Source organism: uncultured Tenacibaculum sp. (assembly GCF_947498805.1).
In the GTDB taxonomy this organism is placed as follows: Bacteria; Bacteroidota; Bacteroidia; order Flavobacteriales; family Flavobacteriaceae; genus Polaribacter.
This window is the reverse complement of sequence record NZ_CANMLT010000003.1, coordinates 220385-243096: the sequence shown is the minus strand read 5'-3', so window position 1 is coordinate 243096 and position 22712 is coordinate 220385. Positions and strand designations below refer to the sequence as shown.

Annotated in this window: 20 protein-coding genes; 14 read left to right on the top strand and 6 right to left on the bottom strand. The window is 32.3% G+C overall.

From position 1 onward, the window contains the following. Positions 1-2: 2 nt before the first annotated feature. Genes Q0873_RS06925 through Q0873_RS06915 form a run of 3 tightly spaced genes read left to right on the top strand, consistent with a single transcriptional unit; the run spans position 3 to position 3267 of the window. Positions 3-692, top strand: a complete 690-nt coding sequence (locus Q0873_RS06925) for a helix-turn-helix transcriptional regulator (RefSeq protein ID WP_299105376.1) — start codon at positions 3-5, stop codon at positions 690-692. Between the two features lie 35 nt (positions 693-727). Beyond that, positions 728-1432, top strand: coding sequence for a DUF6503 family protein (locus Q0873_RS06920; protein WP_299105374.1), 705 nt, complete (start codon positions 728-730; stop codon positions 1430-1432). Positions 1433-1491: 59 nt separating this feature from the next. Beyond that, positions 1492-3267: a chloride channel protein gene (locus Q0873_RS06915; RefSeq protein ID WP_299105373.1), complete on the top strand. Its 1776-nt coding sequence runs from the start codon at positions 1492-1494 to the stop codon at positions 3265-3267. Here Q0873_RS06915 and glpQ read toward each other — a convergent pair. The 3 genes from glpQ to Q0873_RS06900 form a co-directional block, all read right to left on the bottom strand. After that, positions 3257-4234, bottom strand: a complete 978-nt coding sequence (glpQ, locus tag Q0873_RS06910; RefSeq protein ID WP_299105372.1) for a glycerophosphodiester phosphodiesterase — start codon at positions 4232-4234, stop codon at positions 3257-3259. The two genes, Q0873_RS06915 and glpQ, sit on opposite strands and share 11 nt — an antisense overlap. A 48-nt stretch (positions 4235-4282) precedes the next feature. After that, positions 4283-6181, bottom strand: coding sequence for an amidophosphoribosyltransferase (locus Q0873_RS06905; protein WP_299105370.1), 1899 nt, complete (start codon positions 6179-6181; stop codon positions 4283-4285). Positions 6182-6261: 80 nt separating this feature from the next. Beyond that, positions 6262-7188: a PfkB family carbohydrate kinase gene (locus Q0873_RS06900; protein ID WP_299105368.1), complete on the bottom strand. Its 927-nt coding sequence runs from the start codon at positions 7186-7188 to the stop codon at positions 6262-6264. A gap of 74 nt (positions 7189-7262) precedes the next feature. Here Q0873_RS06900 and Q0873_RS06895 point away from each other — a divergent pair, with 74 nt between their 5' ends. The 6 genes from Q0873_RS06895 (at position 7263) to Q0873_RS06870 (ending at position 11520) form a co-directional block, all read left to right on the top strand. After that, positions 7263-7688: a SufE family protein gene (locus Q0873_RS06895; RefSeq protein ID WP_299105365.1), complete on the top strand. Its 426-nt coding sequence runs from the start codon at positions 7263-7265 to the stop codon at positions 7686-7688. A 10-nt stretch (positions 7689-7698) separates the two neighbouring features. After that, positions 7699-8019, top strand: a complete 321-nt coding sequence (locus Q0873_RS06890) for a DUF59 domain-containing protein (protein ID WP_299105362.1) — start codon at positions 7699-7701, stop codon at positions 8017-8019. A gap of 1 nt (position 8020) precedes the next feature. Beyond that, entirely contained in the window at positions 8021-8530 is a 510-nt protein-coding gene (locus tag Q0873_RS06885; protein WP_299105360.1) for a DUF2480 family protein, read from the top strand. 23 nt (positions 8531-8553) lie between these two features. Continuing rightward, positions 8554-9402: a DUF3078 domain-containing protein gene (locus Q0873_RS06880; RefSeq protein WP_299105358.1), complete on the top strand. Its 849-nt coding sequence runs from the start codon at positions 8554-8556 to the stop codon at positions 9400-9402. 82 nt (positions 9403-9484) lie between these two features. Beyond that, positions 9485-10336: a DUF3078 domain-containing protein gene (locus Q0873_RS06875; protein WP_299105355.1), complete on the top strand. Its 852-nt coding sequence runs from the start codon at positions 9485-9487 to the stop codon at positions 10334-10336. 89 nt (positions 10337-10425) lie between these two features. Continuing rightward, positions 10426-11520, top strand: coding sequence for a hemolysin family protein (locus Q0873_RS06870; RefSeq protein ID WP_299105352.1), 1095 nt, complete (start codon positions 10426-10428; stop codon positions 11518-11520). A 6-nt stretch (positions 11521-11526) separates the two neighbouring features. On the opposite strand, the gene Q0873_RS06865 is transcribed toward Q0873_RS06870, so the two are convergent. Beyond that, positions 11527-12480: an endonuclease gene (locus tag Q0873_RS06865; RefSeq protein WP_299105349.1), complete on the bottom strand. Its 954-nt coding sequence runs from the start codon at positions 12478-12480 to the stop codon at positions 11527-11529. A 338-nt stretch (positions 12481-12818) separates the two neighbouring features. Here Q0873_RS06865 and Q0873_RS06860 point away from each other — a divergent pair, with 338 nt between their 5' ends. The 5 genes from Q0873_RS06860 (at position 12819) to Q0873_RS06840 (ending at position 19078) form a co-directional block, all read left to right on the top strand. Then, complete coding sequence (locus tag Q0873_RS06860) at positions 12819-13142, top strand: hypothetical protein (protein WP_299105346.1); 324 nt, start codon at positions 12819-12821, stop codon at positions 13140-13142. Between the two features lie 165 nt (positions 13143-13307). After that, on the top strand, positions 13308-14510 hold the full coding sequence (gene hflX, locus Q0873_RS06855) for a GTPase HflX (protein ID WP_299105343.1): 1203 nt from the start codon (positions 13308-13310) through the stop codon (positions 14508-14510). Between the two features lie 210 nt (positions 14511-14720). Then, positions 14721-15434, top strand: coding sequence for an energy transducer TonB (locus Q0873_RS06850; protein WP_299105341.1), 714 nt, complete (start codon positions 14721-14723; stop codon positions 15432-15434). Between the two features lie 167 nt (positions 15435-15601). Then, complete coding sequence (locus Q0873_RS06845; RefSeq protein WP_299105339.1) at positions 15602-16321, top strand: energy transducer TonB; 720 nt, start codon at positions 15602-15604, stop codon at positions 16319-16321. Positions 16322-16369: 48 nt separating this feature from the next. Further along, entirely contained in the window at positions 16370-19078 is a 2709-nt protein-coding gene (locus Q0873_RS06840) for a TonB-dependent receptor (protein ID WP_299105337.1), read from the top strand. Between the two features lie 153 nt (positions 19079-19231). On the opposite strand, the gene glmS is transcribed toward Q0873_RS06840, so the two are convergent. Further along, entirely contained in the window at positions 19232-21088 is a 1857-nt protein-coding gene (gene glmS / locus Q0873_RS06835; RefSeq protein WP_299105335.1) for a glutamine--fructose-6-phosphate transaminase (isomerizing), read from the bottom strand. A 9-nt stretch (positions 21089-21097) separates the two neighbouring features. Next, positions 21098-22711: a DUF4270 family protein gene (locus Q0873_RS06830; RefSeq protein ID WP_299105333.1), complete on the bottom strand. Its 1614-nt coding sequence runs from the start codon at positions 22709-22711 to the stop codon at positions 21098-21100. Position 22712: the final 1 nt, after the last annotated feature.

Here is a 22712-nt window from a genome sequence, read left to right as displayed (position 1 = left end):
CTATGGAAAGTTTAGAAAACGATTTTAGTGAAATAGCCAGTTTATTAGGAGATAAATCTAGAGCAATAATGCTTTGGAATCTACTCGATGGTAGAGCATATACAGCAACCGAATTGGCCAACTGTAGCGGAGTTTCTTTGCAATCGGCAAGTAATCATTTAGCAAAACTTCTTCAAAACAATATCCTTATTGTAGAAAAGCAAGGAAGACACCGTTATTACAGGTTTAGTTCACCAGAGGTAGCTCAGGTTATTGAATCTATGGCTAGTTTACTTTCTCTACAAAAAGACTACAAAAAAGTTAAAAGACCAAAGACTACAGCTTTTACCTATGCAAGAACCTGTTACAAACACTTGGCAGGTGAAGTAGGAGTGAAGATTACAGAAGTTTTGATTTCTCAAGAAATCATTGCCCCTTTAGAGAAGCAGTATGTAGTTACCAATAAAGGAAAACATTGGTTTTTAAATTTAGGAATTAACACTGAGGAAATTCAAGATGTAAAAAGGTCGTTTGCTCATCAGTGTTTAGATTGGAGTGAAAGAAAACACCATATCGCCGGTGCTTTAGGTGATGCCTTTTTAGAAATGATGTTAGCAAATGATTGGTTTCGAAAGCATAAAAATACTAGAGAGCTAGTACTTACTTCTAAAGGGAGTTTTCAACTGAAAAAACTATTAGATATTGATTTATAAAAGAAGAGTGTAAGATTTTTTGCTACTTTTAGAATATGAAAAAACTACTTATACTTTTTATTTCGATACTATCGGTTCAATCGTATGCCCAAGAGCTTACAGGAAAACAGTTGTTAGATAAAGCAATTCAATATCATGATCCGAATGGAAATTGGGACACATTCAAAGGAACTTTGTTAGTTACCATGGAAACACCTAAAAGCCCGAATAGAGATAGTGAAATACAAATAAATCTTCCAGAAGAATATTTTTATGTAAAAGCATCTAGAGGAGAAAACACTACAGAATATACCATTGATAAAGATGCGTGTAGAATTGGGTTTAACGGACAAGAGAATCCATCAGAAGCAATTTTAAAGGAACATAAATTGAGTTGTGATCGTGCTAAATTATACAAGAATTATTATACCTATTTGTACGGACTTCCAATGAAGTTAAAAGATCAGGGCACTATTATTCATGATAAAGTAACACGTAAAACTTTTAAAGGAAAAGAGTATTTGGTCTTGAAGGTTACCTATGATCAAAAAGTAGGCTCAGATACTTGGTATTTCTATTTCAATCCAGAAACTTATGCCATGGAAGTGTATCAGTTTTTTAAAGAAAAACCAACAAGTGGAGAGTATATTTTATTATCTGATAAGGTGACTGTCAATGGGATAAAAATGCCTAAGAATAGAGCTTGGTACTACAATAAAAACGATGGTTATTTAGGAACAGATATTTTAAAAAATAAATAAATAATATCGTTGCGAGAAATGAGGCAATCGTTTATTTTATCCGCAAAGTTTACCGTAAAATGCCAAACACAAAAAAACTATTTAAAAAATTACTCATTTGGAGATATAAATATATTTCTGAAAGACAGTTTGTATATGTACTGAGTGTTTTAGTTGGTTTTTTAGCGGGTTTAGGTACGCTAGTGCTTAAAAATCTTACCTTCTTTTTTCAAGATATCTTAGAAGGAAGATTTATTAAAGATATTCATTACTTGCTTTATTTTATATTTCCAATAATTGGACTTTTTATTGTTTTCTACATAAAAAACAGGTTCGTTAAAAAAGAAATTGGGCACGGTATTTCAACTACCTTACATGCTATTTCTAAAAGAAGCGGAATCATTGAACGCTATAAAATGTATGCTTCTTTATTAACAGCACCTATTACGGTAGGATTTGGAGGCTCAGCAGGATTGCAAGGACCTGCTGTAAGCACAGGAGCAGCATTAGGATCGGGAGTAGCACAGTTGTTTCATATGAATACCAAAACACGGATGTTACTTATTGGATGTGCTACTGCCGGAGCGATGTCATCGATGTTTAAAGCACCAGTTGCAGCCATTATTTTTGCGGTAGAGATTTTTAGTTTAGACTTGGCCTTTGCATCACTAGTTCCGTTGTTATTAGCATCGGTTTCTGCAGTGATCACTTCTTATTTTTTCTTAGGGAAAGATGTGTTGCTTGGATTTCAATTACAAGATGAATTTCAAATAAATGATTTATTGTTTTACGTGCTGTTAGGAATAGGAACAGGAATAGCTTCGGTATATTTTTCTAAAATCTATTTTGCAATTACCAATTTTTTCAAAAGAATCAAGAAGCCTAAACATCGCCTAATTTTTGGAGGAATTATCATTGGTTTGCTACTGTTTTTAATTCCGCCTTTATATGGAGAAGGATACCATTTAATTAATAGTTTATTAGAAGGAAATGCCGTAGAAGCTTTAAAAGATATTCCATACAGTTTAAATTTCGAGAATACATGGACGGTCATTATTTTTTTATTGATAATTACACTGTTTAAAGCCATAGCAATGACTACTACATTTGCCGCAGGTGGAGTAGGAGGTATTTTCATTCCAACTTTGGTAATGGGAAGTGCTTTAGGAAATGTATTTGCCAAAGTGATTAATCAGTTTGGAGGAAATGTTTCCGAGAGTAATTTTACGCTTATTGGAATGACAGGGTTAATGGCAGGAGTGCTACACGCTCCTTTAACAGCTATTTTCTTAATTGCTGAAATTACTGGAGGATATGAATTATTCGTCCCTTTAATGTTGGTAGCAGCTATTTCATATGCATTGACAAAGTATTTTGTATCAAATTCTATTTACACTATTGAACTGGCTAAAAGAGGGGAGTTGATTACACATGATAAGGACAAGAATGTGTTAATGATGATGAAAATAGATAAGTTAATTGAAAAGAATTTTGTTGCCATTCATCCAGACATGACATTAGGAGAAATGTTAAGAGAAGGGGTGGCAAAATCATCCAGAAACTTATTTCCTGTATTGGATGATAAACAACGTTTTATGGGAGTTGTTTTATTAGATGATATACGCCCGTTATTGTTTGAACAGGAGATGTATGATAAGTTAACCATAGAGGTATTAATGAAGAGTGCTCCTGCCGTTATTTTTCATGATGATACCACAGAGCAAGTCATGCAGAAGTTTAAGGAAAGCGGTGCTTGGAACCTTCCTGTAGTAAAAGACAATAAGTATTTAGGATTTATATCAAAATCTAAATTATTGTCTGTTTATAGAAAGAAACTTATTGAGGTTACTGTTTAGATAGAAATGCAACCATTTTATCTGGAAAATCGGTAAATCCACCATCTACATTTGCATCAATCAATAAAACATGCATCATTTCATCAAAAGAAGAAAACTCATCTAACTGATCAGCTCTAAAAGTATACGGGTGTACTTTTAAACCATATTTATGAGATTGCTCTACTAAATTTGTAAAGGTAAATTTCCCATCTACTTTTTTCGATAAAATTTGTTTGTACCAAGGCCCAATACCATCTGCATAGGTGGCAAAATGTGTTAATTGTTTGGTTTCTTCTTCAAATTCGATTAATTGAACTAAAAACAAGTTCGAGTTAAGCTCTTTTCTAACACGTTCCAGTTCTTTAGCGTCAAAACATTGAAAAATACATTTGTCGGATTTGGTTTTATATCCATATTCGCTAAGAACATCCAAAGTAATTTTGGCAATGTCTTTTCCGTTGGTATGATGAAACTCTGGATTTTTAATTTCAGGATAAATCCCAATATCCTTACCAGTACTATAGTTTAATCCTTGTATTAGTTCTATTTCTTGCTGAAGAGAATGTAATTTGAAGTTTCCTTTTCCTTTTGGAAAACGTTTTGGGTAAAATTGCTTTCCTGTTTTAGGGTCAAATCGTTCTGTAACTTGTAATTGTTGTAATTCATCAAAAGTAAAATCAATTACATAATAACGATTGTCTGCTCTTTTTCTATCAGGAAAAATTTCGTGAACATTGGTAACATCATCTAAATAAATATCATGAATCACCACAGGAACATCATCTTTACTTAACACCAAATCTTGTTCTATATAATCTGGATGCATTGCATAGGCCATAGCTTTAGCTTCCATAGTGTGCTCTGGCAAATAACCAGAGGCTCCTCGATGTGCAACAACAATCTTCTTTTGCATAGATGTGTTTTTTGATGGTTTAGAACAACCTAAAAATACTACAAACAAGATAAATAAAGTGGGGTACTTCATAGAATTTATGAATAAAAAAACCGCCAATTTAATTGACGGTTTTTGTTTTTAGTATGCTCTTTTGTCGTTTCCTTCGTAATAATTAATAAAGGCATTGTTTACTACACGATGACCTCCGTCTGTTGGATAATCACCTGTAAAATACCAATCTCCTAAATTATCCGGGCATGCTTTATGCAGTCCGCTTACCGGTTGAAAAATTACTTCAACATCTGCTTTAATTTCAGAGGTCTTCAACATTTCAGCAATCTTCATAGAAACTTGCTCATCGGTAAAAGGAGCATAAATCTCTTTTACATAATTAACAATGTCTTTGTCTTGATTTGCTTGTTGTTGTTTACATTTATTGTAAACGTCCTCTATAACTTGTTCTTTACCTGTTTCTTTTAATAATTCAACTGCTGCTTTAAAGGCAATAAAATCACCAATTTTAGCCATGTCAATTCCGTAACAATCTGGGTAACGAATTTGAGGAGCAGATGATACTACTACTATTTTCTTAGGGCTTAAACGGTCTAAGATTTTAATAATACTCTTTTTAAGGGTTGTACCACGTACAATACTATCGTCTATAATAACTAAGTTATCGATAGGTTTTACCACTCCGTAAGTAACGTCATATACGTGCGCTACTAAGTCATCTCTACTACTATCATCAGTAATAAAAGTACGAAGCTTAGCATCTTTAATAGCTATTTTTTCAAAACGTGGACGCTGTGATAGTATTTCAGTAACACGTTCTTTTGAAAGCTTTCCTTCACCAGCGATAATAGCATCTGTTTTTTGCTTGTTTAATACATCCTCTGCAGCTTCAATCATTCCAAAGAATGAAGTTTCTGCTGTATTTGGTATATATGAGAAAACAGTATTTTCTAAATCGTGATCTATAGATTTTAAAACTTCAGGAAAAACATATTTTCCTAAGTTTTTACGCTCTTCATAAATAGAAGCATCACTACCTCTTGAGAAATAGATACGTTCAAAAGAACAAGCCTTTTTTTCTCTAGGAGCTAACACTTCTTTCATAGAAACGTTCCCGTTTTTCTTTATAATAAGTGCATTCCCACGTTCAATTTCCTTAATTTCTTCAATAGGAACATTAAAAGTAGTTTGAATCACTGGTCTTTCAGAAGCAACAACTACTACTTCATCATCTTTGTAATAAAAAGCAGGTCTAATTGCTGATGGATCTCTTAATACAAAAGCATCACCATGTCCAATTAATCCGGCCATAGCATATCCACCATCCCAGTTTCTCGAAGAACGTTTTAAAATACGTTGTATATCTAATTGCTCTTCAATAAAAGGTGAAGCATCTTTTTTATTTAATCCTTCTGCTTTGGCTTTTAAGTACATGTCTGCTACTTCATCTTCTAAGAAATGTCCGATTTTTTCCATTACAGTAACAGTATCGGTAGCTTCCTTTGGATGTTGACCTAATTCAATAAGTTCGTCCATTAACTCTCTAGAATTGGTCATGTTAAAATTACCAGCAACGATTAAACTTTGATGTCTCCAGTTACTTTGACGTAAGAAAGGGTGTACATTTTCAATACTATTTCCTCCAAAAGTACCATAACGAACATGTCCTAAGAATAGATTTCCTAAATATGGAATGTTCTCTTCTTGCCATTTTACATCATCAAGTTTGTCTTGGTTTTTCTGGAAAACTCCGTTAACACGCTCGTTAATTTGTCCAAAGATATCTTGGATAGGACGTGTTTTGTTAGAACGAATTCTACTAATGTATCTCGTTCCAGGTTCTACATTAAATTTGATACTTGCTAAACCTGCACCATCTTGTCCGCGATTGTGCTGTTTTTCCATTAACAAGTACATTTTGTTTACACCATAAAATGCAGTTCCATATTTTTCTTTATAGTATTCCAATGGTTTTAACAATCTTACCATTGCAATTCCGCATTCGTGTTTTATAGCGTCACTCATTTAATTTTTAGTTATTTAGTTGTGTTGTAGGTGTGTGTTGTTGTATAAAAAAATCCGCACCAAAAAGCGCGGATTTATAATTATGATAATTCGATATCAAATTGTGTTAATTCTTTAAATGCTTGCAAGCGAGTTTGAACTTCTTCGCTAGTTAGCTCTTCCATGCGCAGTGTTCCGAATTTTTCAACACAGAACGATGCTAAGTTGGAACCGTAGATAATTGCGTTTTTCATATTTTCAAAAGAAACATCTTCGGTTTTAGCTAAATATCCACAGAAACCTCCTGCGAAAGTATCTCCTGCTCCCGTTGGGTCAAATACTTCTGCTAATGGTAATGCTGGAGCAAAGAACATTTTTCCTTCATTAAATAATAAAGCTCCGTGTTCTCCTTTTTTAATTACTACATATTTAGGTCCCATTTCATGAATCTTCTTAGCAGCATTAACTAATGAATATTCTCCACTTAATTGGCGAGCCTCTTCATCATTGATTGTAATTACATCAATACGCTTTAAAACTTCATGTAAATCATTTAAAGCAATGTCCATCCAGAAATTCATTGTATCTAAGACAACTAACTTAGGACGTTCGTTCATTTGATCTAATACAGAAGCTTGTGTTAATGGGTGTAAATTACCTAGCATTACAATACCAGCATCTTTAAACTCTTCTGGAACTACTGGTTGAAAATGTTCTAAAACATTTAATTCAGTTACCAATGTATCACGAGAATTCATATCGTTATGATATTTTCCACTCCAAAAGAAGGTCTTTCCATCTTTAACGATTTCAATTCCATCGGTATTGATTCCTTTAGAATTCATCATGTCTAAATAGTCTTGAGGGAAATCTCCTCCCACTACAGAAACAACACCAGTCTTTACTCCAAATTGAGAAGCTGCTAAACCAACGAAAGTTCCCGATCCTCCTAAAATTTTATCAGTTTTTCCAAAAGGGGTTTCAATTGCATCAAATGCTACTGTACCTACTGCTAATAATTTACTCATTTCTTAAATTTAATATGTAATTTTGCACATTCAAATAAAATCTGTCTGCGACAGTGCAAAAATAGTTCTAAAAAATGACTATCAAAGAAATACAAGAAGAAATTATTGATGAGTTCTCAATGTTTGAGGATTGGATGGAGCGTTATGAATATATAATTGAATTAGGAAAGTCGTTACCATTGATTGATGAGACCTATAAATTAGATGAAAATTTAATTAAAGGCTGTCAGTCTAAGGTGTGGTTACATTCTGATTTGGAAGGAGATATTTTAAAGTTTACCGCAGATAGTGATGCTATCTTAACAAAAGGGATTGTAGCGTTATTATTGCGTGTTTTTTCCGACCAAAAACCACAAGCCATTCTAGATGCAGATACAGGCTTTATAGATGAAATTGGATTAAAAGAACATTTAAGTCCGACAAGAGCAAATGGATTAGTGTCTATGGTGAAACAAATAAAAATGTATGCAATTGCACAGCAATCTAAATTAACAAACTAAAGAAAAGATTATGACAGAAGATAAATTAGAAGAGTTAGGTGATAAAATTGTAAGAGTATTAAAAACAATCTTTGATCCGGAGATTCCAGTTGATATTTACGAGTTAGGGTTAATTTATGATGTTTTTGTTTCAGAAGATAATGATGCAAAAATATTAATGACGTTAACCTCACCAAATTGTCCGGTAGCAGAAACTTTACCTGTTGAGGTAGAAGACAAAGTAAAAACACTTGATGAAATTAATAATTGTGAGGTGGAAATTACTTTTGATCCAACTTGGACACAAGATATGATGAGTGAAGAAGCTAAATTAGAATTAGGGCTTTTATAAAATGGCAGATGAAATTGTAAATAGAGTAGCCAATAGTAAATTAGTTACTATTGATTTGGAAGATTTCTATCCAAAAGGGAGTCGTGTGGTTTTTGATGTTAAAGATTGGTTGTTTGAAGGCTTAATCTTAAGAGAAAAAGACTTTAGAGAGCAGGTTAAAAATCACGATTGGGCACAGTACCAAGATACCTATGTAGCATTGACATGTTCAACTGATGCTATTATTCCATCATGGGCTTATCTATTATTAACAACTGAATTATCTGTGTACACTAATAAAGTGGTAGTAGGTAGCTTGGAGTTGTTAGAAACAGTACTTTACCAAGAGATTATTAGTGAGTTAGACATAACGGAGTACGAAAACAAGCCTGTTATTGTAAAAGGATGTGCGAATAAACCTATCCCTCCTTCAGCGTATACCTTATTAATAGAAAAAATACAACCTGTTGCCAGAACCATTATGTTTGGTGAGGCATGTTCAACAGTACCCTTGTTTAAAAAGAAAAAATAACCCCCTGCTTAGTAAGCTTCAAAATGAAAAAAATACTACTACTCGTTTTCATTTGTTGTGTTCAATTAATCCAATCTCAAGAAAAGAAAGATAGCATTCCCAAAAAATGGACTATAGGAGGGAAGCTAACTTTTTTATTCAATCAATCTTCGTTTTCTAACTGGACTGCAGGGGGAAGCAATAGTATTGCTGGAAATATTGGAGTGAACTACGATTTTAACTACAAAAAGAAAAATTGGAACTGGGATAACAAGGTAATCTCGAGTTACGGGTTGAGTTATGTAGATGAACAAGGAATCAGAAAAACCGACGATAGATTTGAGTATAATTCCTTATTGGGTTTAAAAGCACAGCGATATTGGTTTTTTTCATTCTTTAGTAATTTTAAAACACAGTATACTAAAGGATATGATTATAAACAAGAACCGAAAGTAGAAGTGTCGAACTTTTTTGCACCAGCATATTGGAGTTTTGGACCAGGTATGCTATGGAAAAAATCAGACAATGAACGTATAAATATTGCGCCAGCCACTGCACGTTTTACCTTTGTTACAGATGAGTTTTCTGGTAAATATGGTGTTGATGAAGGGAAAACCAGTGATCTAGGTTTAGGTTTCAATTTATCGGCATACTTTAAATATGTAATCATGGAAGATGTAACAATGGAAAACATTTTAGCAGTCTACTCTGATTACTTGAATAACCCTCAGAATGTTGATGTAGATTATCAATTAAACTTTTTTGTAAAAGTTAATAAATGGTTGTCTATGAACCTTGGGTTTCATGCTATTATTGATGACAATGCTTCTAGTAAAATACAATTTAAAGAAGTTTTTGGTTTAGGGATTAATTATCTTTTCCATCAAAAGTGACTTTTTTAAAATATCTTTGTCTAACTATAGCGAGTACGTATATTTGCGCGCTAAAAAATCAAAATAGTAAAATAACAAAACAATGAAAAAATTATTAGCTATAGCTGTTTTATTTGGAGCTTTAACAGTGAGTGCACAGGAGGAAAAAAAGGAAGAAAAGAAAGAAGGATGGAAAAAAGAAGGAAATATTAGCTTTTTATTTAATCAATCTGCATTTAACAATTGGTTAGCTGGAGGAACTAACAATATTTCTGGAACTTTAGGATTAAACTATGATTTCAACTATGCGAAAGGAGATTGGAATTGGGATAACAAAATAATTGCTTCTTACGGTTTAACAAAGTTAAGAGGTCAGAGCTTACAAAAAACAGATGATCGTTTTGAGTTAAACTCTTTGTTAGGTAAAAAAGCTCATGGTAATTGGTATTACTCAGCGTTTTTTAACTTTAAAACACAAATGTCTTCTACAGATGTAAATGGAGTGCAAACTTCACACTTTTTCTCACCAGCATATTTCCAATTTGGACCAGGTATGTTGTGGAAAAAACACGATAACTTAAAAGTAAACATTGCGCCAGCAACTTCTAAATTAGTGGTTGTAGATGCTGATTTCACAAACGGATTACCAGCAGGAGGATCTTATTTTGGAGTTGCTCCAAACGAGACTACACGTTATGAATTAGGTGCTTCAATTAGCGGGTATTACAAGTTTGAGTTAATGGAAAATGTATCTGTAGAAAATATTTTAAACTTATATAGTAACTACTTAGAAGATTTTCAAAATGTAGATATCGACTATACTGTAAATGTTGTAATGAAGATTAATAAGTTTTTATCAGCAAACTTAGCATTACAAACTATTTATGATGATAACGCCTTTAGAGGTTTTCAAACAAGAGAAGTATTTGGTTTAGGAGTTAATTATACGTTTTAATTAGAAACTATCTAATAAAAAATAATAAACCTTAAGAAGAAATTCTTAAGGTTTTCTTTTTTGTGTATTTTTGAATAAAATTTTGAAGAATGACTTTATTAATAGTTTACGCAATCGTATCTATATTTTTTTCCTTTTTATGTTCTATTTTAGAAGCGGTATTATTAAGTGTTACCCCAACCTTTATTAATGTAAAGAAAAAAGAAGGGAAAGCTTTTGCAACAGAGTTAGAAGAGCTTAAAAAAGATGTTGATAAACCTTTAATTGCTATTTTAACCCTAAATACAATTGCACATACTGTTGGAGCAATTCTTGTTGGGGTACAAGCAGAACAATTACCATATAAATTTGAAGTTTTAGGAGTTAATATGGTAGGAATAGTATCAGCTATTATGACTATTTTAATCTTAGTAGTTTCTGAAATTATACCAAAAACAATAGGTGCTACCTATTGGAAAGGATTAGCCAATTTTACTGCGAAAGCTCTAAATGCATTAATTTTTCCTTTAAAATGGACAGGGATTTTATGGATGCTCCAATTAACTACTAAATTAATAGGGGGTAAAGGTGCGCATGGAGAAAGTGTATTAAGTAGAGAAGATTTTCATGCGATGACTGATATTGCAGAACAAGAAGGAGTTTTTAAAGAAAGTGAAAGTAAAGTTATTCGTAATATGATTAACTTTAAAGAAGTACAAGCAAAACATATAATGACTCCTCGTACTGTATTAAAAACAGCTGATGAAAGTCAAACAATTCAATCTTTTTTTGAAGGAAATAAGTCATTACGCTTTTCAAGGGTACCGGTGTATGCAGATAATGCGGATAACATAACTGGATATATATTAAAAGATCAGATGTTATTAGCAATGGTAGATAATAAAGGAAATGAGCCTTTAAGTTCTATTAAAAGGAATATCATTGTTGCTTCTAGAGATTTATCAATTCCAAGTTTATTTGAGAAGTTAATTGAACAAAGAGAGCATTTAGCATTAGTAGTAGATGAATATGGCTCTGTAAGTGGTTTAGTAACTCAAGAAGATGTTATTGAAACCTTACTTGGTTTTGAAATTATGGATGAAAGCGACAATGTAGAAGATCTTCAAAACTTAGCCAGAAAAAGCTGGGAGAAACGAGCTAAGCGTCTAGGAATTATAGAAACTGAAGAAAAGAAAGAAGAATAGAATCCACTATTCTTCTTTTTCAAAAGTTAAATATACAGGGAAGTGATCAGAGTATCCTCCCTGATGCCAAGGACCAATATAGGTTCTAAAAGGACTGTTTTTATACTTTCCTCTATGGCTTCTCAACCAATCTTTAGCAAAAACACGTGCCTTTAAGAAACTGTGATAGCTATTAGAATCAAAAAAGTTTTTCGAAATGATAATTTGATCAAATAAATGCCACTCCTTATAATACGTTAAAGTTCCTTTACCTTTTTTATATAATTCTTTCATTGGGTTATAAAGTTCTTCCGAAACCAAATGATTTTGAATACTTTCACTTGTAGGGTTATCGTTAAAATCTCCCATGATGAGTATTTTAGGATTTTCAGTTTCTTTCTTTATTTCCTCAATTATGTATTGGTTTAATTCAGCGGCTTTAATGCGTTTGTGCTTTGTTTCTTCTTCACCCTCTCTTCTCGAAGGCCAATGATTTATAATAATGTAAACAAGTTCGTTATAGAGACTTCCTTTAACTACTAATACATCTCTAGTGTAGTCTGGTGAACCATCATCATCGATTAAGTTTAATGAATAGGTCTTAGAAGAAAGCTCGATAAAAAAATTCCTGTTATATATTAAGGATACATCAATACCTCTTTCATCATTTGATTCAAAATGCACGTAGTCATAATTGTATTTCAATAAGTTTTTATGACGTACTAAATCTTTTACAACAGTAGCATTTTCTACTTCTACCAGACCAACAATAACTGGTGGTAGATTCGATTGTTCTTTTCCTATTTGAGAAATAACAGATGTTATTTTTCTAATTTTTTGATAATACTTTTTCTTATTCCATCTATGTTTTCCATTCGGAGTAAAATCGTCATCAGCTGTGTTCGGATTATTAACTGTGTCAAACAAGTTTTCTACATTATAAAATCCAACTGTAAAAGTGTTTTTTCTTCTATTTTTCAAATTAAAAAGTATTAAAACGAGGGTTCCTAAGGTATGAATTAATTATGTTTTAACACTTCTAATTAACTGTTTTTTCAATTTTTCTATATGTAAACGATTTTGTTTTAAAAGGATACTATTTATTTGAGGTAAACACTAATAAAAAAGGAAAATAAAGAGAAGATTTCTTTTAAATAAACAATGTTAAGCCCTTGTAAATAAAGAAGCTGTTTAATACGTAACTAACAAATAAAGAAACTTTTAATAACTTCAAAAATACAGAAAAAACTAGAAGGCTGAGTTATGTTTGTAGTGCGTTTAGATAAGACGTAATTATTAACTTTTTAAACTTTAAAAAAATGAAAAAATTAGTTGTTCTTGTAGTAGTAATGTTGTTAAGCGCCTCTTCTTTTGCGGTTAACGAAAACCCTGCAAAAAATGAAATTAGAAGTAAAATTGTTGAACTTTTAGGGAAAACAAGTTTTACAGTATCTAAAGATGTTAAAACAAGTGTTGAGTTTTTAATCAATAAGAATGGTGAGATCGTTATTCTTGATATTGATTGTAAAAATGAACAAGTATGTGGTTATGTAAAGTCAAAATTAAACTATAAAAAAATCTCAAGTGAGTTAATTATAAAAAATAAGGTTTATAGAATGCCTTTAGTTGTAAAGGCGAAATAATAACTTTTTAGTTGTGTGTAAAGACCTCATTTTTCAATGAGGTTTTTTTTATGTTTTGTATAATTAGAGTATTGATTTTTGAAGGTTCCAAAAATGTCAGTTATAATTTTAATCTGCTAGTTTAAATGTGTTTGTAACAACAAGAAATTTGTACTTTTGCATTCTATGATTGAAACAAGAGTAGCCATATCTGAGAAAGCGGTTTTAATAGGTATTATAACCCAACATCAAGACGAGCAACAAGCTGAGGAATATTTAGATGAATTAGAGTTTTTAACTGAAACTGCAGGAGGTATTACGGTAAAACGTTTTGTGCAGAAAATGGAAAAACCTAACCCTAAAACATTTTTAGGTAGTGGTAAGTTAGAGGATGTTAAAATGTATATTGAATCTAATAACATAGGTACAGCTATTTTTGATGATGAATTATCACCAGCACAATTGAGAAATATTGAGCGTATTTTAGATTGTAAGATATTAGATAGAACAAACTTAATTTTAGATATTTTCGCTAGTAGAGCACAAACAAGTTCGGCTAAAGCACAAGTAGAACTGGCACAATATCAATATTTATTGCCACGATTAACAAGAATGTGGACCCACCTTGATAAACAAAAAGGGGGGATTGGAATGCGTGGACCTGGTGAAACAGAGATAGAAACAGACCGTCGTATTATTCGTGATAAAATTTCTTTGTTAAAAAAGAAATTAGAAACAATAGATAAGCAAATGTCAGTGCAAAGAAAGAATCGTGGAAAAATGGTTCGAGTAGCATTGGTTGGATATACAAATGTTGGGAAATCAACTTTGATGAATGTTGTAAGTAAAAGTGATGTGTTTGCAGAAAATAAATTATTTGCTACGCTAGATACTACAGTTCGAAAAGTTGTTATAAAGAATATCCCTTTCTTAATGACGGATACGGTTGGATTTATTAGAAAGCTGCCAACGCAATTAGTTGAGTCGTTTAAATCTACTTTAGATGAGGTTCGTGAAGCAGATTTATTACTTCACGTGGTAGATATTTCACATCCTAATTTTGAAGATCATATTGCTTCAGTAAATAAAATATTAGGTGAAATTGATAGTGTTGATAAACCAACGGTAATGGTTTTTAATAAAATTGATGCTTATACTCATGAAATTATTGAAGAAGATGATTTAACCACAGAAAAAACAAAAAAACACTATACAATTGAAGATTGGAAAAAAACATGGATGCATGATTTAGAAAAACAGAGTATTTTTATTTCTGCATTAAATAAAGACAATCTTGAAAATTTTAAAGAGAAAGTCTACGGAGAGGTGAAAAAGATTCACATTCAGCGTTTTCCGTACAACGATTTTCTCTATGATTATGAGTATTAATTGTACATAAAAACAAACAATTAGTACATTGAATTGTGTTTTTTCGAAAAAAATATTATATTTAGAGTACATTTATTTGTTTAACCCTTATATGAGTCCCCTTAATTATGAAAACCTTGTATTCCCCTTCCCCAAACCTAAGCAGTAATTTTTCTATGTTGAACTTACCTTTAAGCTTCTTGCTGATATAAAGGATTAAATAGTTGTGTCATGAAAAAAATACTGCCATTACTCTTAGTAATGTGCATGTTTCAGCAATCCATTGCTCAAGAAATATGTACAAGTAACGAAGAGCCAGTTCTAGTTGATGTTAATGCCATCGCATCTAAAAAATGTGAGGTAGAAGAGAAATTGCCTAAAGATAAAACCATTAAACATCAATCACAAGTTTCAAGTCAGAGATATTTTAAGAAAAGAGCATTTGAGCGAAAAGAAGCAATCCAAGTGAATGCATTAACTCACTTGAGTATGTCTGTTCATGCATTTGAAAGTGAAGACCTAAAAGATGTTAAGGAAAAGGTGCAGCAGGTTGTTGAAACTATGTATACTAAAAAAGAAGTTAAAGCTAGTATGACTTTTGGTGAAGTAGAAGATATACCACAGTTTAAGTCATGTAACAATAGTGGGCTGAGTGGGGTAGATTGTTTCAATTATGAAATGAAAAAACATATTGAGGAAAATTTCATGTACCCAGAAGAAGCATTAATCAATGAAATAGAAGGAAATGTTTGGGTTAGTTTTGTTATTAATTCAAATGGTTATGTTGACAATGTAAAGGTTACGGCTCCGAAGTATGGAGAGTCTTTAAAGAAGGAAGCAATTCGTATTGTTTCGCTATTGCCAGACTTTATTCCAGGTAAACAAAATGGCGAGTCAATCAATGTAGAATATACTTTCCCTATGAATTTTACATTAGGAGAGTAATGAGTTGTTATTGAGAGGGTTGTGTTTTTGTGGGGAATTTCCCCTTTTTCATTAAAATTAACAATTTTTAAGTGAAAAAAACATATTTTTGTACACTGGTTTCTATTTAGCCCCAAACTATAGATTTTAAATAGGACTTGTATATAAACTATAATGCCCCCAATATTATGACAAAAATACACCTGCTACTTATATTGGTGATGATAAGCATTACCAGTATGTTCGCGCAAAAAGAAGTTTGCGAGACTCCTGAGGATTCTTTCGATGTAAATAGTATTACAAAATGTGCAGTCGAAGAACCATCAAACAAGAAAAAATCAAGACAAATTACCGTAAAAGTTTCGGCTAGTAAGCGCTTTATGAAAAAAAGAGAGCTAGCTAAAAAGCAAGCTGCTACAGGCGTAGGAAGTTTGGGTACATCTGGTATTCAAAGTACAGCAAACGAAAGTCCTATAACAAAGGGACTAGCTTTTAAGACAAATATAGAAGACCTTAAAAATAAATTATCTGCAGAGGAAGTAAGAAAAGCCTCTAAGTTTAGTGAAGTAGATAAAATTCCTTCTTTTAGTGCATGCAAAAAAACAAAGAAAGGAGAACGAGTAGACTGCTTTAATGAAGAAATGATGAAGCATATCCAAAAGTATTTTCATTATCCGAGTAAAGCAGTACAAGAATCGATTCAAGGAGAAGTTTGGGTTCGTTTTATTATTGATAAAGACGGAAACGTAAAGAATATAAAGACTTTAGGACCTAAAAATGGAGAGATTTTAAATCATGTAGCTCAAAATGTAGTTCACAAACTACCGCAATTTGCTCCTGCTAAAAAGAATGGAAGTCGTGTAGCTGTTAAATACGGTTTTCCTATTACATTCTCTTTAGAAGAATAAGTATAGAATATACATACCAATTTTTCAACCAATTCAAAATAAATATATATGTTTAGAAAACTACTCTCAACAGTTTTTATGTTGTGTAGTTTGTCCTTTTACGCGCAAACTACCATTGAAGGGAAAGTTTTTGATGAATATCTAGAACCCTTCCAAAGTGCCTCAATTAGAATAGATAATACCATAGTAGTATCTGATGCAGACGGGAATTTTACAATAACCACTTCAAAATCCTTTCCGTTAGATATACAGGTAACAGCATTCGGTTATCAGGCAGAGATAATTAATGTAACTAGCAAAGACCAAGAAATTAATGTAATCTTAAAAGAGAATATCTCATTAGAAGAAGTAGTAGTTTCGGCTTCGAGAGCTCCAGAACGAGTTATTGAATCTCCAGTAACTATTGAAAGAATGGGGATCACTGATATTCGAAATAATACATCACCTTCTTTTTATGATGGTTTAACTAACTTAAAAGGAGTAGAGTCTCGTGAAAGTAGTTATGGATTTAAATCTATTAACACAAGAGGGTTCTCTACATTTGATAATACTCGATTTGTACAGTTAGTTGATGGAGTTGATAGCTCTGTACCAGCTTTGAATTTCTCATTCGGTAATTACGTAGGGATTTCAGAATTAGATGTACATAGTGTAGAAATTCTTCCAGGTGCTTCTTCTGCTTTATATGGTGCAAATGCATTTAACGGAATTTTATTAATGACAAGTAAAAGTCCATTTACCTATACAGGAATTAGTACTTCTATAAAGACTGGTATCATATCTCAAGATGCATCAGTGGATAATGATGTGTTTTATGATGTGGGGATTAGAATGGCATATAAGTTTAATGATTATTTAGCAGCGAAAGTTAATTTCAACTATTTTGAGGCTGAAGAATGGCATGCCATTGATGAGTCTAATACAACGGGTGTTGGTGGAACTAAAATAGCTGGAAATAGAACTACGAATACAGATTATGATGGATTAAATGTATATGGAGATGATTTTAGTGTTGATTTAAGTTCACTAAATGCTGCATTACCTCCAATTGAAGTAAGTAGAACGGGGTATCTTGAAAGTGACTTGATTGATTACAATAGTAAAAACTTAAAGTTTGATGGTTCTATTCACTATAGGCCTTGGAAGAATGATAAATTAGAAATTATCTTAAATTCACGTTTTACCACTGGTGATTTAATTTATCAAGGAACAAGTAGGTATGCACAAAGAGGTAACTTCATGCAACAGCATAGATTGGAGTTAGTAGGAAAGAATTTTTTTGCTAGAGGATATTATACAGCAAATGATGCAGGAAAAAGTTATGATTTAAGATCATTAGGATTAGCTTTAAATGAAGCGTATAACCCAAATAGAAATTGGTTTCTTGAATATGCTGGAGTGTTAAGTGGTGCAGTTACAATCCCTGGATTAAGTCTTGGTAATGATGCGGATGCAAGAACTTTTGCAAATAGAAATAGATTACAACCTGGTACAGCGGCATTTAAAACTGAAGTTGATCGAATCATCAATACTTCTGTGAATGAAGGTGGAGCTGCAATTTTTGATAACACATCTTTCTATCATTTTGATGCTAACTATAACTTTAGAGATTTAATCAAATGGGGAGAGTTTCAGGTAGGTATGAGTTACCGTAATACAGATGTAAATTCTCAAGGAACATTGTTTACAGATAAGGATGAAAAGATAAACTTCCAAGATTTTGGTGCATATGCACAGTTACAAAAGAAATTCTTGGATGATAGATTAAAGTTAACCTCATCTATTCGTTATGATAAAACATCTGAATTAAAAGCAAATTACTCACCGAGATTTGCATTGAACTATTCGTTAGGAGAAAGTAGAAATCATATCTTAAGAGCATCGTTTCAAACAGGTTTTAGAAATCCAAGTACTTTAGAAAGATATTTAGGTTTACGAATTGGACCTAATGAATTTGTTTTTGGAACAGCTAGTGATAACTTAAGTCGTTTTAACGTTCAAGTGAATAACTTTGGAGGTGGTGGTACTTCTACAATTACAGGAGACTATGTTTTTGATAACGCGAGACTTGTTAATGGTGGAGCTGCGGCCAATTTAGAGACCATAAGACCAGAACAAGTAGGTACATTTGAATTAGGATATAGAAGTATTATCGGTTTAAGTGATGATAATGTATTAGAGCTTGATATTAATGGGTACTATAACGATTATAAAGATTTTACAGCGTTTAAAAATGTGTTTGTGCCAAATTATTCAGGTACGGCTGGAAATGGTAGAACAGCACTGGAAAATGGAGATGTAACAAGCCTATCGGTATATACAAATTCAAAAGCAGATGTAAGTTCTTATGGTTTAGGAATAGGAATGAATACAAAAGTATTTAAGACATTTAATTTAGGAGCAAATTATACTTGGTCTAGATTTAGCTTTGATCAAAATTCTGATCCAAGTTTTAAGGCTGGGTTTAATACACCAGAGCACAGATTTAAGGTGATGTTTGGTAATCCTAATATAATTAAGAATATTGGGTTTAACGTGAATGTACGTTGGCAAAATGACTTCTTATGGGAGTCAAGTATACTAGATGCTCAAATTGATGCTAGAACAGTATTAGATGCACAAATTAACTGGAGGTTCTCGAACAGATCAAGATTGAAATTTGGAGGAACTAATTTAACAGGAGATAATTATGTTGTAGCTCCTGGTTCTGGATTAGTAGGATCAATGTATTATGTATCATGGACTATTAATGATTAATAATAAGTAAGTTTATATTTATATTAAGAAGGTCAATACAAATTGTATTGACCTTTTTTAATGCGGTATAATTGAAAAAAATAAGAAGTTATAGGAAATAAAAAAAGCTGGCTTTTATGCCGGCTTTTTTTATTTAAATATATTGTAATTCGATTACTCTACAGTAACAGATTTAGCAAGGTTTCTAGGTTGGTCAACATTTTTACCTAACATTACCGCTATGTGATATGATAACAATTGTAACGGGATTGTAGTTAACAATGGGGTTAAAGCTTCCTCTGTTTCAGGAATTTCTATAGTGTGATCAGCTATTTCTTTAACCGTTTCATCACCTTCTGTAACAATAGCTATAATTTTACCACTTCTAGATTTAATTTCTTGAATATTACTCACTACTTTTTCGTAGTGACCTCTTTTAGTAGCTATAACAAAAACAGGCATGTTTTCATCAATTAAAGCAATAGGACCATGCTTCATTTCTGCAGCAGGATAGCCTTCTGCATGGATATATGAAATCTCTTTAAGTTTTAATGCTCCTTCTAATGCTACTGGGAAATTAAACCCTCTACCTAAATATAAACAGTTCTTAGCATCTTTATATACAGCGGCAATTTCTTCAACTTGTTTGTCTATCTTTAGTAATTGCTCAACTTGGTTTGGAATCAACTGCATTGTTTGTAAATACTGTTGAAACGCAGTTTGAGATAATGTACCACGCTTTTTAGCAAGTTTTAAAGCTATTAAAGATAATACTGTAATTTGAGTAGTAAAAGCCTTTGTAGAAGCTACACCAATTTCCGGACCTGCATGTGTATATGCTCCTGCATGAGTTTCACGAGCAATAGAAGAACCAACTACATTACAAACTCCAAAAACAAATGCACCCTTAGATTTTGCAAGCTTAATAGCTGCTAAAGTATCTGCAGTTTCTCCTGATTGAGAAATAGCAATAACAACATCTTTTTCTGTAATAATAGGATTTCTGTATCTAAACTCAGAAGCATATTCAACTTCAACAGGAATACGAGCCATATCTTCAAAAAGATATTCACCTACTAATCCAGCATGCCAAGAGGTACCACAAGCAACAATAATGATTCTATCAGCGTTTAAAAACTTAGAAATATTATCATCTACACCTGCCATTTTAATGATTCCTTCATCAGGAAGCATTCTACCACGATAGGTGTCAATAATTGCTTTAGGTTGTTCGTAAATCTCTTTTAACATAAAGTGATCATATCCACCTTTTTCAATTTGCTCTAAGCTTAATTGAAGCTCTTGAATATTAGCATCAACTAATTTATCATTATCTATTTTACGAACTTTAATTCCTTTGTCTTTCTTTATGATGGCTAATTCACCATCTTCAAGGTAAATAGCATTTTTAGTGTACTCAATAAATGGAGAGGCGTCTGAAGCAACAAAAAATTCTTTGTTTTCGTTACCTACACCAATAGCGATTGGGCTTCCTAAACGAGCAACAACAAGTTCATTAGGTTTTGATTTGTCGAAAACAGCAATAGCATAAGCACCAATCACTTGTGTCAAAGCTAATTGAACCGCTTTTCCTAATTTACAACCTTCCGTCTTTTTTACCTCTTCAATTAAGTTTACTAATACTTCAGTATCAGTATCACTTTGGAACTCATAGCCCCTTGAAATAAGTTCTTTTTTTATGGTATCGTAATTTTCAATGATACCATTGTGAACGATTACTAAATTTCCCGATTGAGAAAAATGTGGGTGAGAGTTTGTATCGTTCGGTACTCCATGAGTAGCCCAACGAGTATGACCAATACCAATACGTCCTTCTTTGCGTATTTCTTCTTTATTTGTTATTACTTCTAGATCTGAAACTTTACCCTTGGTCTTTGATAGGTGCATAACATCTCCGTCATACATCATTATACCTGCACTATCATAACCACGGTATTCTAATCTTTTTAATCCATTAATAACGATTGGATAAGCATCTCTATATCCAATATAACCAGTTATTCCACACATAACAATAGTTTATTTTTTTTCTGAGTAAGATATTTTTAAAATTGCTTTTTTAGCACCGTTCGCACTATTACCATCGTATAAGGTAACCGCTCTTGGGTTCCAATTATAGGACTTTACACTTGTGTCTAAAACTCCATTAGTAACAGGATTGTCTGTTGGATTATTATATACTTTTAAAACTAAAGGATCATTGGTATAGTTTTCCGTTCCTTTAAGTAAATTAGAAATATAATCGGTGATTCTAAAGCTGTATTTTTCAGGTACTTTCTCTGTGATAACTACATTACCATTAAAAGAAGCAGGTTCAACATGGGCATCAGAAAGTTGCGCTGGTTCAACTTGACCACCACTATTCACAAAGTTTTGATATAAAAATAATCTTTGAGGAACAAATGCAGAATCTTTACTGATTGTTTGATTTACATTAAAAGTTATTTGTGCGTCATTAATCAACCAGTTATTAGCTTTTAATTCAGCTAACTTTGTGTCGTTTAAAATTTTAACTTCAGCAAGACTACCGGCAGTTCCTTGTATAACAAAATTATTAGAAGGTGTTGGGTTAGCAGCATCAGTCATCTTATAAATACGACTGTTAAGACCTAATAAAGGATAGCTATGGTTTTTAGGAACAGTGTCTATTACCTCTCCTCCTGCATTTTTTACAGTAGAAGTTATAAGAAGGTCAATAGATGGTGATAAGTTAGCATTACTAAATGTTAAAGGTACGGCAGAACCGTTATTTCCATTATCAGTAACTTCAATAATAATTCCTTTAAGAATATTTCTAGCAAACTCCTCTTGACTTCCAAAATCAGCTGTATCATATTTATCGATAAAGTTAGTTTGGAAGAAATTCTTATCTAATTTTATATACTTAAATGGGTTTGCTGTAATACTAGTACCGTTAGCAACCTTAAGTGTGTCTTTATATGTTTTTGGAGTAGCAGATAAAAGAGTTCTATCAAAAACAAACATCGTATCTTTTTCTGCATCCTTAAATGTAAAAGTAGAAACTAAACTTAACTCTGTACCCTCATCATAATCAACATCCGATAAATATTCGTTATTTTTTGTTGGGTCGGTAGGATCTAGTTTGTTTAAAAAAGTATTACTTGCAAACACTTTTACAGTAAAACTTTGTTCTTGATCTCCTAATACTTGATCTAAAGTAAACTGAGGTTTACCATCAGCGTCTTTATCTCCACTTGTTGCTTGTAAAGGTATTTTTAAAATAACTTCATCTAAAACTGGCGGCTCTATTACATCTGTAGTTTCATACGTTTTATCTGTAAATGTTCTAATAGAGGCTAAATTAACTTGAGAAATGAAAGAAGCTTCAATTTTCTTAGCGTTAGGATTGTTATAAACACCAAGCCAATAATCACCCCAGTTAGTACGATTTGGAAATTCAATGTTATCCGCTCTAACAGCTTTGTAGAAAGGAGTAGGCGTGCTCGCATCAATACTATATGGAGTTACTTCTACTTCTAACTCAATAGTTCCAGTACTAAACTTTGTATTAGTTACTATACTACTTCCAATATCGTTAAAATCTTTTTCACAAGAAATGATTGTCGTTAATGCTAACGCACAAACACCTATAATACCAAATTTTTTGATCATT